We start from the raw sequence: 14,189 nt of genomic DNA on the forward strand, positions 1-14,189 counted from the left end.
GACTTCCGAAGAAATCAGCCCTTTGCTTTCTGGTGCGGCGGGCAGGATTCGAACCCACGCCCCCTTGGTTCGTAGCCAAGTACTCTATCCAACTGAGCTACAGCCGCCGAGAAAGAGACTATAACACGAATTCGGGCCGCCGCAATAGATTCTGCAATCTTTCGAGAATCCGGCCATCTCCGGATCATTGCCGACCTTGGTGGGGCAGCCGGCTTGTTCCTCAAGGGGACCTGCGCTAGAAGCAGCCCTGCCCTCCGATGCGTCGCCCCCGCAAACGCCTGCCCCCCCCCTGCAACACTGGAGTGAAAAAAGCAAAAAGGGCTGACTTCCGAAGAAATCAGCCCTTTGCTTTCTGGTGCGGCTGGCAGGATTCGAACCCACGACCCCTTGGTTCGTAGCCAAGTACTCTATCCAACTGAGCTACAGCCGCCGAGAAAGAAACTATAACACGTTTTTTGCGAGCTACGCAACAAGCGCGGCCTGCCGGTAACATTCCGTCGCACGTTCGAGGTCGGCTTCGCGCTCCGCGATCTCCGCAAGGCGCAGCCAGGCATCGCGGCGCTGCACCGCGGGCAGCGTCGCATCGATCGCGCTGACCTCGAGCTGCTGCCTCGCCTTGCCCCAGAGCTGCACCGCGGCAAGCGCACGGCCGATCGCATGGCTGAGCGCGGCGTCGCGCGGCTGCAGGCGGCCCGCCGCCTCGAGCCGCGGCAGCCACTCCGGCTCGATGCCCTCGATGCACGAGACCAGGGCGTCGGCGAGCACCGCGCGCTCGTCCTCGCTGCGCTCGGCGATGTGGTCCCAGAAGGGGCGCAGCCAGGCGCGGGCCTCGGCGCGGCCGCCGAGCACGCCCATGCGCTGCGCGGCATGCGCGGCGACGAAGGGGTCGCGTCGGTCGGCGACCTCGAGCTGCTGCCAGACGCGGCGCAGCTGGTCGGCGTCGTAGGCCGAATCGAGCGCGTCGCAGGCGAGCGAGCGCAGCAGGCCCTTGGCCGCGCCCGGCGAGAAGGCCTGGTGCTTGGCCAGCAGCCGCGCGGTCTTCAGCGCGTCGAGCGGCTGCAGCGCGAGCTGCGAGGCCTGCAGCTTCAGGCGCAGCGCCTGCGTGCGTCGCGCGACGCCGGGCGCGAGCTCGCCGATCAGCTGCAGCGCCCGCTCCGCGTCGCGGTCGTCGAGCGCCCACTCGGCCGCCAGCAGCCGCGCGCCCTCCTCCGCGGCACGCGTGGCCGGCGAGCCTCCGGCGCCGAGCGCGCGCGCGAGGTGATCGTCGCGCCGGGCGCGGTCCTGCAGCCGGTGCATGCTGCCCGCGGCCAGCAGCTCGCCGAGCATCGTGAACTCCCGGTCATCGTCAATGCCGCGGGTCTCGGCCTGGATCGCGAGCGCGCGCTGCGCCGCCTTGTGCGCGCGGCTGTAGCGGCCGCCGAAGTACAGCGACAGCGCCTCGCGCAGCGCCTGCTGCGCCAGCCGCTCGCGCTTGGCGTTGCGCCACTCGCGGGCGCGCGCCGGCAGCCGCACGAGCGCGCCGACGCCGTTGACGAAGGCGTAGATCGTCAGGAAGCCGAGCACCAGCGCGATCAGGAACAGGTTCAGCGACAGGTCGAGCCGCCACGGCGCCCAGTAGAAGGTGACGAGCGCGTCGTTGCGGCCGAACGCGGTCGCGCTCACCACCGCGACGGCGAACAGCAGCACCAGCCAGATGATCGCGCGCATCGTCAACGCCCCGCGGTGGCTGCGGTCAGGGCCGCGAGCGTCTCGTCCGGCCGCGGCACGCTGGAGTGGCGGGCCTGGTCGGCGACCTGCCGGATCAGGTCCTGCACGGTCGTGGTGCGGCGCGAGCGGGGGTCGAAATAGCGCTGGATCGAGCGCGACGCGACCTCCAGGTCGGACTGCACGGTGTCGAACTGGCGGCTCAGCAGCGCCAGCCGCGCGTTGAGCAGGCGCAGCTTGAGGTTCTCGCGCAGGAAGTAGCCCTGCTCCGGCGCCACCAGCATCGCCTCGGGGCGGTCGATGCGCGTGACGCGCACCAGGTCGCGCACCTCGTGCCAGACCAGCGCCCCGGCCTGTCGCCACCAGGCGAGCTCGCCGATCGACGGGGCGGCAGGCGCACTCGCGCCCGGCGCCGGCGCGGCGGCCGCGCGGGAGGACGCCGAGGGGGCGGGCGCGCGCGCTGCGGGCGAGGACTGCAGCGGCAGCTCGTCCACCTGCCGGATCGCCTCGTCGATGCGCATCACCAGCGCCGACACGTCGGCGAGATTGACCGCCTCGATGCGCTCGAGGTCGCGCAGCACCGCGCGGCGCACGCCTTCGAGGCGCGGCTGGTTCAGCCGCGCCAGGCGCTCCTCGGCCGAGCGCAGCGCGGCCACCAGCGGCTCGGCGCTGCCGGTGATCGAGGCCTGCTGCAGCGCGACGCGCAGCGCGGCCTCGACGTCGACCAGCAGGTTCTCGTCGCGCGAGCGCGACAGCGACAGCATCAGCTCGTCGAGCTGGCTGCGCTGCAGCGCCACCTCGGCGAGCCGCGCCTCGAGCAGCGCGGCCTTCGCGTTGGCCTCGGTGGAGACTTCCTGCGCCTGGCGCGCCAGGGCCCGCGCCTCGGTGGCCTGGCCCTGGCTGTCCTGCTGGCGGCGCACCAGTTCCTGCTCCAGGCGCATCACGCGCTCGTGCGACTGGTAGGCCAGCACGACGCTGCCGACGGTCAGCACCAGCAGGCCGGCCAGGCCGGCCCACATCAGGCCCCGGCTTGCGGAGCCGCTCTCGGCGGGTCGCGCCGCGGGGGTGGAGGAAGGAGGGGAGGCCGCCTCGTCGACGGCGGCCGGTCGGTCTGGAATCTCGCTCACGGTGCCGGCGATTGTAGGACGCGGCCGATGCCTGCCACGACCGCGGCCGGAGAAGGCGTCACCTCGACGACCTGGCCGAAGCCGGCGCGGCGCGCCCGCTCGGCGATGCGCGGGTGGCTCGCCAGCGCGCGCGCCTCGCGCCACTGCGGCAGGGCGCGGTCGGGCTCGGCCGCGCACAGCGCGAGCAGGTTGTCGATCGCCTCGGAGCTGCTGAAGAACCACAGGTGCCGCGCCGGCGCGGCGAGCGCCGCGTCCAGCAGCGCGCGGCCCGCCGCGTCGAGGCGCGGCGCCTGGCGGCGGTAGGCGGCGACGAAGTCGACCTCGGCGCCCGCCTCGCGCAGCCGCGCCGCGAGCCAGTCGCGGCCGCCGTCGCCGCGCACCGCGAGCACGCGCCGCCCCTGCCAAGGCCAGTCGCGGACCAGCGCCCACAGCGCCTCGGAGTCGAACTGCGGCGCGTCGTCCGGCGGCGCGACCCACTGCGGCGGCTGCATCCCCGCGTCGTGCAGCGCGCGCGTGGTGCCCGGCCCGGTCGAGCCGGCGAGTGTCCCCGCCGGCCAGCCCAGCCCCGGCGGCCGCGCGGCGAAGAAGCGCTGCGCGGCATTGGGGCTGACGAACACCGCGAGCCGGTAGCCGGCGAGCGCGCGCCACGCCGCCTCGACCGCGGCGGGGTCGGGCGCGTCGCTGATCTCGATCAGCGGCAGCGCCACGGCATCGACGCCGGCAGCGCACAGGCGCTCGACCCAGCCGTGCGCCTGCGCGGCCGGCCGCGTGACCAGCAGCCTCGGGCCCGCCGTCACAGGCTCTTCAGGATGCGGTCGGCGCCCTGCGCGAGCAGCGCCTCGGCCGCCTGCACGCCGAGCGCCTCGGCGGCGGCGGTGTCGAGCACGGGGCCGGCGGCGTGCGAGCGCAGCAGCGGCGCCTCGGCGGCGTTCGGGTCGCCGATCGCGGCGGCGAGGCGCAGCTCCTCGCCGTGCCAGGTCGCGTGCGCGGCGAGCGGCACGCTGCAGCTGCCGGCGAGCGTGCGCGACACGGCGCGCTCGGCATGCACCGCGAGCCAGCTGGGCTGGTGCACCAGCGTCGCGAGCTTCTCGCGCAGCGCCGCCTGCCCGGTGCGCACCTCGATGCCGAGGGCGCCCTGGCCGGCTGCCGGGATCATCGCGCCGGGCTCGAACACCGCGCGGATGCGCGGCGCGAGGCCCAGGCGCACCAGGCCAGCCGCCGCGAGCACGATCGCGTCGTAGTGGCCCTCGTCGAGCTTGCGCAGCCGCGTGTCCAGGTTGCCCCGCAGCGGCTCGACGCGCAGGTCGGGCCGCATCGCGCGCAGCTGCACGACGCGGCGCAGGCTCGAGGTGCCCACGACGGCGCCCTGCGGCAGCTCGTCGACCGAGGCATGGTGGTTCGACACGAAGGCGTCGCGCGGGTCCTCGCGCTCGAGCACGGCGGCGAGCACGAAGCCCTCGGGCAGCTCCATCGGCACGTCCTTGAGCGAGTGCACCGCGAGGTGGGCGCGGCCCTCCTCGAGCGCGACCTCGAGCTCCTTGACGAACAGGCCCTTGCCGCCGACCTTGGACAGCGTGCGGTCGAGGATCTGGTCGCCGCGCGTGGTCATGCCGAGCAGCTCGACGGGGTGGCCGAAGCGCTCGCGCAGCAGCGCCTGCACATGCTCGGCCTGCCACAGGGCGAGCCGGCTCTCACGGGTGGCGATGACCCACGGTGCGCGCGGGTCGGAATGGTCTTGGGGCAGCATCCCGGCATGCTAGCAGGCGGGCCTGTCGCGATCGCCGCGCGGGGGTGCCGCGCGCCGCTGGTGCTAGATTGCGCGGCAAGAAAGATTTCCAACCCTGCCCTCACGGAGACCCATGCCGCGCGCCGCACGATCCCAGCCCCCCTCCCCGGCCGTCACGCCGGAGCCCGCCGAGCCGGCCCGCGCCGCCGCACCGCGCAAGACCAGCGCGCTGCGCGACGCGGAGGAGAAGAACCGCCCGCTGCGCGAGGACATCCGGCTGCTCGGCCGCATCCTCGGCGACGTGATCCGCGAGCAGGAGGGCAAGGAGGCCTTCGAGCTGATCGAGCGCATCCGCCAGCTCGCGGTGGGCTACCGGCTCAAGGCCGACGCGCAGGCCGGGCGCACGCTCGACCGGGTGCTGAAGAACCTGTCGACCGACCAGACGGTGAGCGTGATCCGCGCCTTCAGCTACTTCTCGCACCTGGCCAACATCGCCGAGGACCGCCACCACGTGCGCCGCCGCGAGCACCACGAGCGCCAGGGCCACCTGCAGGAGGGGTCGCTCGCGATGAGCTTCGAGCGCCTGGCCGAGCAGGAGGTGCGCGCAGCCGACGTCGCGCGCATGCTCGAGCGCGCCTACATCTCGCCGGTGCTGACCGCGCACCCCACCGAGGTGCAGCGCAAGTCCATCCTCGACGCCGAGCGCGCGGTCGCGGCGCTGATCGGCCAGCGCGACGAGCTGCGCAGCGAGCGCGAGCTCGCCGACAACGAGGCGCAGCTGCGCGCGCGCGTCACGCAGCTGTGGCAGACGCGCATGCTGCGCCACACCAAGCTCACGGTGGCCAACGAGATCGACAACGCGCTCTCCTACTACCACACCACCTTCCTGCGCCAGATCCCGGCGATGTACCGCGAGCTCGAGCGGCTGCTGCCGGGCTTCGAGGTCGCGCCCTTCTTCCGCATGGGCAACTGGATCGGCGGCGACCGCGACGGCAACCCCTTCGTCACCGCCGAGACGCTGCGCTTCGCGCTGGCGCGCCAGGGCGAGACGGCGCTGCGCCACTACCTGACCGAGGTGCACGAGCTCGGCGCGGAGCTGTCGATGTCGGGCACGCTGGTGCAGGTCACGCCCGGGATGCGGCAGCTCGCCGAGAGCTCGCCCGACCGCAACGAGCACCGCGAGGACGAGCCCTACCGCCGCGCGCTGATCGGCATGTACGCGCGGCTCGCGGCGACGCTCGAGAAGCTCACCGGCACCGAGGCGCTGCGCCACGCCGTCGCCCCGTCGGTCCCGTACGAGGCGGCCGAGGACTTCCTGGCCGACCTGCGCGTGATCGACGCCTCGCTCGCCTCGCACCACGCGAGCGCCATGGCCGCCACGCGGCTGCACCCGCTGATGCGCGCGGTGCAGGTCTTCGGCTTCCACCTCGCCACCGTGGACCTGCGCCAGAGCTCGGACCGCCACGAGGAGGTGGTGCACGAGCTGCTGTCGGTGGCGCGGCTCGAGCCCGACTACAGCGGCCTGGCCGAGCCGGCCAAGGTCGCGCTGCTGATGAAGCTGCTCAACGACGCGCGGCCGCTGCGCGTGCGCGGCGCGCGCTACAGCGAGCACACGCAGAGCGAGCTCGGCATCTTCGAGTGCGCGGGCGAGATGCGCGCGGCCTTCGGCCCGCAGGCGATCCGCCACTACATCATCAGCCACACCGAGACGGTCAGCGACCTGCTGGAGGTGCTGGTGCTGCAGAAGGAGGCGGGCCTGCTGCGCGGCACGCTCGACGACGAGGCGCAGGCCGACCTGATCGTCGTGCCGCTGTTCGAGACCATCGGCGACCTGCGCAATGCCGCGCCGATCATGCGCGAGTTCTATGCGCTGCCCGGCGTGCTGGACCTGGTGCGCCGCGGCGGCGCCGAGCAGGACGTGATGCTCGGCTACAGCGACAGCAACAAGGACGGCGGCTTCTTCACGAGCAACTGGGAGCTCTACCGCGCGGAAGTCGCGCTGGTCGGGATGTTCGACGCGCTCAACGCGGGGGCCGGCAAGGACGGCGCGGAGAACGAGCGCATCACGCTGCGCCTCTTCCACGGCCGCGGCGGCACCGTGGGCCGCGGCGGCGGCCCGAGCTACCAGGCCATCCTCGCGCAGCCGCCGGGCACCGTGAACGGCCAGATCCGCCTCACCGAGCAGGGCGAGGTGATCGCGTCGAAGTACGCGCACCCGGAGATCGGCCGCCGCAACCTCGAGACGCTGGTGGCCGCGACGCTCGAGGCGACGCTGCTGCAGCCGGCCAAGAGCGCGCCGAAGTCCTTCCTCGAGGCCGCCGAGGCGATCTCGACGGCCAGCATGGCGGCCTACCGCAAGCTCGTCTACGAGACCGCCGGCTTCACCGACTACTTCTTCGCCGCGACGCCGATCCGCGAGATCGCCGAGCTCAACATCGGCTCGCGCCCGGCCTCGCGCAAGGCCACGCGCGCGATCGAGGACCTGCGCGCCATCCCCTGGGGCTTCTCGTGGGGCCAGTGCCGCGTCGCGCTCACCGGCTGGTACGGCTTCGGCTCGGCGGTCGCCGCGCTGCTCGGCAGCGACGAGGCGCAGCGCGACAAGCAGTTGAAGCTGCTGCAGCGCATGCACAAGCAGTGGCCCTTCTTCCGCACGCTGCTGTCGAACATGGACATGGTGCTGGCCAAGACCGACCTGGGCCTGGCGCGCCGCTACCTCGACCTGGTCGAGGACCGCAAGCTGGCCAAGCGCATCTTCGGCGCGATCGAGGCCGAGTGGCAACGCACGCACGAGGCGCTCGAGCTCATCACCGGCGAGAACCAGCGGCTCGCGGCCAACCCGGCGCTCGCCCGCTCGATCGAGCACCGCTTCCCCTACCTCGACCCGCTCAACCACCTGCAGGTCGAACTGATGCGGCGCTACCGCGCGCAGAAGGAGAGCGGGCTCGTCAACGAGCGCGTGCAGCGCGGCATCCACCTGTCGATCAACGGCGTCGCCGCAGGCCTGCGCAACACCGGCTGAGGACGGCCCGCAGGGTCCCGGGCTCCCCGGCCCGGGAAAGCTCAGGGCGCGCCGCTGCGGCCCTGGCTGGCCGTGCCGCCCCCGCCGCCGACCGGGATGCCCCGGTCGCGGTCGGAGTCCTGCTCGTTCTCAGGATCGGTGTAACCGAGCGACTCGGTGGAATTGTCGATCGCCGATGTGTTGACGCTGCCGGCGGCATCGTCCTGGTCGGCCTGCTCCTGCGCGTAGCGGCCCTCGTCGAGGTCGTCGGCGAGGTCGAGCTCGCCCGTGCGGCGCGGATCGTCCCGGTCGCTGCTCACGCCGATGCCGCCCGGGTCCTCGCCGCCGAGCAGGCCACCGGGGTCGCGCGTAATCTGGTCGGGCGAGATGTCGTCGGCCTCGCGGAAGCCGTTGTCGCGCCCGGCGGCGCGGCGCTCGCCGGTGCCGGTGGAGTCGCTGTCGCTGTCGAGGTTGGCGTCGCCGATGTCGAGCCCGGCGCCCGCGGCGCTGTTGCTGTCGGAGGTGGTGCCGCTGTCGAGGTCGTCGGCGGTGTCCAGGCCGACGCCCTCGGCGCCGATGATGTCGCTGCCGCTGTCGGTGGTGTCGCTGGGACCCAGGTCGGCGGTGCTGCGGCCGGCGGCCTGCTGGGGAATGTCGTCGGAACCGGCGATGTTGCTGTGCGCCATGTCTTTCTCCTCGTCGTGTACTGCGGCCCGCGGGCCTCGGTCCACCCGTGCAGCAACCGGCGTGCCCCGCGCCGCGCTCAGGCCGGCTCGACGTACTGCGCGACGAAGCTGCGCCGGCGCCCGTCCGGGAACTCGACCGTGACGCTCTCGGCGTCCGCGTCCGTGACCTCGCCGACGCCGTAGCGCGGCACCCGCACCGCATCGCCGAGGTCGAAGGCTGCGTGCGGCGAGCGCGGCGGCGGCGCGCCGGTGAGCAGCGCCTCCTGCGGGTCCTGCACGGCCTGCTCGCGCGCCGCCTGCGCATGCGCCTGGGCCGCGGCGCGCGCCTCGGCCAGGTGCGCGGCGGTGCGCACGCAGTTGTCGCAGTGGCCGCAGCGGTCGAAGGGCGGCCCCTCCTCGAAGTGTTCCAGCAGCACGCGCCAGCGGCAGCCGCCCGTCTGGCTGTAGAACACCATGCGCTCGAGCATCTCGCGGTCGTGCTGCGCCTTCTCCTCGAAGTCGGCCACCATCGCGTCGAGCCGCTCGCCGTCGAGCGCCGTGTCGCGCAACCGGATCTCGCGGCGGCGGTTCAGGCGCACCAGGCCCTGCTCGCGCATCAGCCTCAGCGTCACCTGCAGCCGGGTGGCCGGCTGCTGCAGCGTGTCCTTCAGCCGCGGCAGCGTCCACGCGCCCCCGTCCGGCGGCGGCTTGAGCAGCGCGCGACAGACCGCCCCGATATCCTCGCGGTCGGGATAGCGGCCGGCGAGGAAGAACTGCTGCACGCCGCGGTCCTGCGTGCGGTAGAGCAGCGTGCAGACCGCGTCCTGCCCGTCGCGGCCGGCGCGGCCGGACTCCTGGTAGTAGGCGTCGAGCCCGCCGGGCATCTGGTAGTGCAGCACGAAGCGCGTGTCGGGCTTGTCGATGCCGAGGCCGAAGGCGTTGGTCGCGACCATCACGCGCGCCTCGCCCGACATGAAGGCCTCCTGGTTGACGCGCCGCTCGCCGGCGGCGAGACGGCCGTGGTAGCGGGTGACGGACTCGCCGGCCTCGTGCAGCGCGGCATGCAGCATGTCGACCGCCTTGACAGTGGCCGCGTAGACGATTCCCGCCCCCTCGGTCTGCCGCAGCAGCGCGAGCAGCTTCGCGAGCTTCTCGTCCTCGTCGACGAGCGCGAAGACGCGGTAGTGCAGGTTCGCCCGGTAGACGCCGGTGTTCACGATCTCGATGCCCGGCACGCCGAGTTGCGCGACGATGTCCCGCGTCACCTCCTCGCTCGCCGTCGCGGTCAGGGCCAGCAGCGTCGGGCGGCCGAGCGCGTCCCAGGCGCTGCCGATCTCGAGGAAGGCCGGCCGGAAGTCGTGCCCCCACTGCGAGATGCAGTGCGCCTCGTCCACCGCCAGCAGGCTCACCGGGTGCGCACGCAGGCGGCGCAGGAATTCCGGCTCGGCGAGGCGCTCGGGCGTGGTGTAGACGAGCCGGGTGGCCGCGTCGTCGAGCGCCGCGTCGGCCTCACCCGCCTCGGCGGCGTTGAGGCCGCTGTGCAGCGCCACCGCCTGCACGCCCTCGGCGCGCAGCTTGTCGCACTGGTCCTTCATCAGCGCGATCAGCGGCGAGACGACGATGGTGCGGCCGGGCAGCATCAGCGCCGGCAGCTGGAAGCAAAGCGACTTGCCGGCACCGGTGGGCATCACCGCGAGGGTCGACCGGCCGCCCATGATGTGCTCGATCACCGCCTCCTGCGCGTCGCGCAGCCGCGCGAGCCCGAAGGTGCGGCGCAGCAGCCGGGGCAGGTCCTGGCGCCAGACGCTGCGGGCGGCACGGGAGGCGGTGGAAGGGGGGTTCTGAGACATCGCGGGTGCGGGACGTAAGGCGGCTGGGGGGATCCGGGCGGCGAGGCAAGCGCTGTGCCTGACGCGGCCCCACCCTGCTGCAGGGCACGTCCCTTGCCGCATGTTCCGCACCCCCCTCCGCCCCCGATTCCTCACGCAAGGAGCACGACATGAACCGGCCGCAAGACACGAACCCCCAGGACCGCGACGGTGGCCCCGCCGGCACCTCCTCGTCGCGCCCGTCGAGCAGCCCCTCTGACACGCGCAGCAACGCCGCCAGCGGGCTGACGCAGCAGGGTCTCGAGAACCAGCGGCCGCAGGGAGAGCGTCGTGACGCCAGCAGCGAGATGCAGCCGGGCAGTTCGCGCGACGGCCGCCTGGCCCAGCAGGGCGCCGCCGGCGTGCACGACAGCGAGCAGGGCAAGCTCGGTCCGCAGGCGCACCAGCAGCCCGAGTCGGCGCGCAGCCCCGGCTCCGCCGAGGCGCAGGTCCTCGGCGGCAAGGACAGGCTGGGCGACGCCCTGCGCGAGGGCGAGCCGCCGTCGGACCCGCAAGGCGGCGTGTGAACTTTTCGGCCGCCGCCCGGGTCCACCAGACGGCAGCGGGAGAGAAGGACGCCGGCAGGAATACCGGCCGCGACGGGACACGGCACAATGCGCGCCTCGGCTCCGTCGCAAGGAGCCGGGATTCGAGCAGGGTCGCGCCAACGAGGATATAAACCCCGTTGTCTGTACGCGCATCTCCCGGCACGCAAATGCCGCTCAGTTAAGCTTGAGTTGCCGCCAAAGGAAACCCGGAGTTCGATTCAAACGCCCGGGTCGATATTTCCGGTACTCTTTTCAGTTTGTTGCAAGAAATTCAGCAGTTTTCTTTCGATGTCGAATTCCGTCGAAATGCGCGACCCGGTCTGGGAAGCACGCCGCCGCGCGGCACTCAATGCAGCACGCACCCTGGTGGAGTTTTGGGGAATCACGCCCGAGCAGATCGCGCGCGCGCCGGCGCCGAAAATCGAGCAGCAGGAGCATGCTCCGCGCTATCGCCATCCGGTGCACGGCCATACCTGGGACGGCGAGGGTTCGCAGCCGCAGTGGCTGAAGGACGCGCTGATCCGCGAGGGTTATACCGTCGAGGAATTGCGCGTGGCGCCGCAGGGTGCCAACGCCGACCACTGAAGTAGCCCCGGCCCGCGCCGCGTCAGCACGACCCCTCGCTCCCGGAAGAAGCCGGCAGGCCGAGTTGCACGGCTGCCGCGGCCAACTCCCGCACCAGCGCCTGATTCACGGGCTGGCTGTAGCGCCATTTCAGCAGGCGCACGCTCCGGCCCGGCCCCTCGAGTTGCGGGAATTGCTCCGCGAGCGCGGCGCCGTTGAAAAACTGCAGGCTCGCGTGCGTCTTGTGGGCCGAAATCATCAGCAGGGTCCGCCCGTCGAGCTGGAAGCAGAGGTTTCCCCACTTCAGCACCTGCTGGAACTGCGGTGCCGCCGCCATCACGGCCTGCCGCAGCTCCTGCACCGTCGAGCGGGCGGCAGGGTCGAGCGTGTCGAAATAGGCTGCGATCAGCGCACCGGAGCGCGAGCTTCGTCTCATGGAGTTCACTCGATGCGTCCGTCGAAGGTATCGCACTGCCGCAGGCTGCCGCTTTCGAGGCCGCGCCGGAACCAGGTCTGGCGCTGCGCGCTGCTGCCGTGCGTGAAGCTCTCCGGGACGACCTGCCCCTGCGAGCGCCGCTGCAAGGTGTCGTCGCCGATCTGCGCCGCGGCGTTCAGCGCCTCCTCGATGTCGCCCTGCTCGAGCAGGCGGCGCGTCGCGTCGGCATGGTGCGCCCAGACGCCGGCCAAGCAGTCGGCCTGCAGCTCCAGCCGCACGCTCAGCGCGTTGTACTCGCGCTCGCTGACGCGGCCGCGCTGTGCATCGACGCGCTCGGTCAGCCCGAGCAGCTTCTGCACGTGGTGGCCGACCTCGTGCGCGATCACGTAGGCCTGCGCGAAGTCGCCGGGGGCGCCGAGCCGCTCCCTGAGCGTGTCGTAGAAGCCGAGGTCGATGTAGATGCGCTCGTCGGCGGGACAGTAGAAGGGCCCCATCGCCGACTGCCCGCGTCCGCAGGCGGTGGGCGTGGCGCCGCGGAACAGTACCAGACGCGGCTCGCGGTAGCTCATGCCGGTGGCCGCCGGCAGCTGCTGCCGCCATACGTCCTCGGTGCTCGCGAGCACCACCGAGACGAAGCGGCCGAGCTGGTCGTCCGCCGGCACGCCCTGCTCCGCGGCGGGACGCTGTAGGCCACCGCCCGGCACCGCCTCGCCCCCCGCCAGCCCGAGCAGCACCAGCGGGTTGATGCCCAGCAGCCAGCTCAGCACCAGCGCGACCACGACGCCGCCGAGGCTCAGCCCGCCGCCGCCGATGCGCAGGCCGCGGCCGCCCGGCACGCCGAAGCCGCGGCCGGCACCGCGCCGGTCCTCGACGTTCTCACTCTCGCGCTCGCCTTGCCATCTCATCGCCGCGTCCTGCCTGAGGGTCCGAAGTCGCCCGAAGGGCTCGGGACCATCGTAGCGCCGGGGCGGCGCGGTGCGCGTGTGCTCGCTGCGATGCCGGGCAAGCGGGCGGGGTCACTCGGCGAGCAGCCCGCGCGGGAGGGCACGCTCAGGTCTTCGGCAGCGTCACGCCGTGCTGGCCCTGGTACTTGCCGCCGCGGTCCTTGTAGCTGGTCTCGCAGACCTCGTCGCTCTCGAAGAACAGCACCTGCGCGCAGCCCTCGCCGGCGTAGATCTTGGCCGGCAGCGGCGTGGTGTTGCTGAACTCGAGCGTCACGTAGCCCTCCCACTCGGGCTCGAAGGGCGTGACGTTGACGATGATGCCGCAGCGCGCGTAGGTGCTCTTGCCCAGGCAGATCGTCAGCACGTTGCGCGGGATGCGGAAGTACTCGACCGTCCTCGCGAGCGCGAAGCTGTTGGGCGGGATGATGCAGGTGTCGCCCTCGAAGTCGACGAAGCTCTTCTCGTCGAAGTTCTTCGGGTCGACCACGGTGCTGTGCACGTTGGTGAAGATCTTGAATTCGCGCGCGCAGCGGATGTCGTAGCCGTAGCTGCTGGTGCCGTAGCTGACGATCTTGTGGCCGTCGGCGGCGTTCCTCACCTGCCCCGGCTCGAAGGGGTCGATCATGCCGTGCTGCTCGGCCATGCGGCGGATCCACTTGTCGGACTTGATGCTCATGCGCTTTCCTGTGTCGAGGGCGGGATTCTAGGCAGCGCGCGGCACACGGCCTTGCGCGCCGATCATTCGCGGCGCGGCAGCGCGAGCGCGGGCTCGCCGTCGAAGCGCTCGCGCCCGCTGTAGAGCAGGAAGTGGCGGTTGGTGCAGCGCGCGAACAGCGCCATGCCGAGCTGCGTCGCGAGCCGGTGCCCCATCTCGGTGATGCCAGAGCGCGACACCACCACCGCCACGCCCATCTGCGCCGCCTTGATCACCATCTCGCTCGTCAGCCGCCCGGTGGTGTAGAGCAGCTTGCCGTCGCCGCCCACGCCCTCGAGCCACATCCAGCCGGCGATCGCGTCGAGCGCGTTGTGGCGGCCGACGTCCTCGGTGAAGATCAGCAGCCCGGCGTCGTCGCCCCGCACCTCGAACAGTGCGCAGCCGTGCACGGAGCCGGCCGACTTGTAGATGGTCTCGTGGCGGCGCATCGCGTCGAGCAGCGCGTAGAGCGCGCGCTGCGACAGGCGCGTGCCGGGCAGCACCAAGGAGTCGATCTCGTCCATCAGCCCGCCGAACACCGTGCCCTGCCCGCAGCCGGTGGTGACGATGCGCCGGGAGGTGCGCGCCTCGATGTCGGCGACGCCGCCCGCGGTGGTGATCGCGCAGGCGTTGACCTCCCAGTCGACCTGCACGCTCTCGACCTGCGCGATGTCGGCGACGAAGCGCTGGTTGCGCAGGTAGCCGAGCGCGAGTAGCTCGGGCTGCGCACCCATCGTCATCAGCGTGACCAGCTCGCGCCTGTCGAGGTAGAGGGTGAGGTCGCGCTCCGCGGGCATCTCCACCGCACGCTCGGCGCCGTGCTCGTCGAGCACGGTCAGGGCCTGCGTGAAGCGGGTGGTGGCCGCGGTCATCCGCGGGCGGGAGCGGTTCGGCTGGTCGGTCATCACGGCAGAG

At 72.4% G+C, this 14,189-nt stretch carries 13 protein-coding genes and 2 tRNA genes; 3 read left to right on the plus strand and 12 right to left on the minus strand.

All coding sequences use genetic code 11. The annotated features are described in order from the left end of the window. Positions 1-30: 30 nt before the first annotated feature. The 6 genes from D3A59_RS14475 to hemC all read right to left on the minus strand — a co-directional run bounded on the left by D3A59_RS14475 (position 31) and on the right by hemC (position 4,578). Positions 31-107, minus strand: a tRNA-Arg gene (locus D3A59_RS14475). 246 nt (positions 108-353) lie between these two features. After that, positions 354-430: transfer RNA gene (locus D3A59_RS14480), tRNA-Arg, on the minus strand. Positions 431-462: 32 nt separating this feature from the next. Further along, positions 463-1,707 carry a heme biosynthesis HemY N-terminal domain-containing protein gene (locus D3A59_RS14485; RefSeq protein WP_119155715.1) on the minus strand — a complete coding sequence of 415 codons (1,245 nt, stop codon included), beginning with the start codon at positions 1,705-1,707 and terminating at the stop codon, positions 463-465. Positions 1,708-1,709: 2 nt separating this feature from the next. After that, positions 1,710-2,831: a uroporphyrinogen-III C-methyltransferase gene (locus tag D3A59_RS14490; RefSeq protein ID WP_336470420.1), complete on the minus strand. Its 1,122-nt coding sequence runs from the start codon at positions 2,829-2,831 to the stop codon at positions 1,710-1,712. After that, the gene (locus tag D3A59_RS14495) at positions 2,828-3,628 is read right to left on the minus strand and encodes a uroporphyrinogen-III synthase (protein WP_119155655.1); all 801 of its coding nucleotides are present in this window, start codon (positions 3,626-3,628) and stop codon (positions 2,828-2,830) included. Before D3A59_RS14495 ends, D3A59_RS14490 begins: the two co-directional genes overlap by 4 nt. Next, entirely contained in the window at positions 3,625-4,578 is a 954-nt protein-coding gene (hemC, locus tag D3A59_RS14500) for a hydroxymethylbilane synthase (protein WP_119155656.1), read from the minus strand. Before hemC ends, D3A59_RS14495 begins: the two co-directional genes overlap by 4 nt. 112 nt (positions 4,579-4,690) lie before the next feature. Between hemC and ppc the strand changes: the two genes are divergently transcribed. After that, a complete protein-coding gene (ppc, locus tag D3A59_RS14505) occupies positions 4,691-7,576 on the plus strand; it encodes a phosphoenolpyruvate carboxylase (protein WP_119155657.1) in 2,886 nt (961 codons plus the stop codon). Between the two features lie 41 nt (positions 7,577-7,617). On the opposite strand, the gene D3A59_RS14510 is transcribed toward ppc, so the two are convergent. After that, a complete protein-coding gene (locus D3A59_RS14510; RefSeq protein ID WP_119155658.1) occupies positions 7,618-8,241 on the minus strand; it encodes a hypothetical protein in 624 nt (207 codons plus the stop codon). 77 nt (positions 8,242-8,318) lie between these two features. Continuing rightward, on the minus strand, positions 8,319-10,070 hold the full coding sequence (locus tag D3A59_RS14515; protein ID WP_119155659.1) for a RecQ family ATP-dependent DNA helicase: 1,752 nt from the start codon (positions 10,068-10,070) through the stop codon (positions 8,319-8,321). Between the two features lie 149 nt (positions 10,071-10,219). On the opposite strand from D3A59_RS14515, the gene D3A59_RS14520 reads away from it, so the two are divergent. Together D3A59_RS14520 and D3A59_RS14525 are read left to right on the plus strand one after the other, a co-directional pair. Next, positions 10,220-10,615: a hypothetical protein gene (locus tag D3A59_RS14520; RefSeq protein ID WP_119155660.1), complete on the plus strand. Its 396-nt coding sequence runs from the start codon at positions 10,220-10,222 to the stop codon at positions 10,613-10,615. 309 nt (positions 10,616-10,924) lie between these two features. Then, positions 10,925-11,221, plus strand: a complete 297-nt coding sequence (locus D3A59_RS14525; protein ID WP_240636063.1) for an H-NS family nucleoid-associated regulatory protein — start codon at positions 10,925-10,927, stop codon at positions 11,219-11,221. Between the two features lie 22 nt (positions 11,222-11,243). Here the strand turns inward: D3A59_RS14525 and D3A59_RS14530 are convergent, their stop codons facing one another. From D3A59_RS14530 to D3A59_RS14545, 4 genes are all read right to left on the minus strand, one after another. Further along, positions 11,244-11,636 carry a DUF1801 domain-containing protein gene (locus D3A59_RS14530; RefSeq protein ID WP_119155661.1) on the minus strand — a complete coding sequence of 131 codons (393 nt, stop codon included), beginning with the start codon at positions 11,634-11,636 and terminating at the stop codon, positions 11,244-11,246. Between the two features lie 5 nt (positions 11,637-11,641). Further along, positions 11,642-12,541, minus strand: coding sequence for a KPN_02809 family neutral zinc metallopeptidase (ypfJ, locus tag D3A59_RS14535; protein WP_119155662.1), 900 nt, complete (start codon positions 12,539-12,541; stop codon positions 11,642-11,644). Positions 12,542-12,686: 145 nt separating this feature from the next. Continuing rightward, complete coding sequence (dcd, locus tag D3A59_RS14540; RefSeq protein ID WP_119155663.1) at positions 12,687-13,256, minus strand: dCTP deaminase; 570 nt, start codon at positions 13,254-13,256, stop codon at positions 12,687-12,689. A 62-nt stretch (positions 13,257-13,318) separates the two neighbouring features. Next, positions 13,319-14,179 (minus strand): formate dehydrogenase accessory sulfurtransferase FdhD, encoded by an 861-nt coding sequence (locus tag D3A59_RS14545; protein WP_119155664.1) that lies wholly within the window; start codon positions 14,177-14,179, stop codon positions 13,319-13,321. Positions 14,180-14,189: the final 10 nt, after the last annotated feature.

This window comes from Caldimonas tepidiphila, from assembly GCF_003569765.1.
Taxonomy (GTDB): Bacteria; Pseudomonadota; Gammaproteobacteria; order Burkholderiales; family Burkholderiaceae_C; genus Caldimonas; species Caldimonas tepidiphila.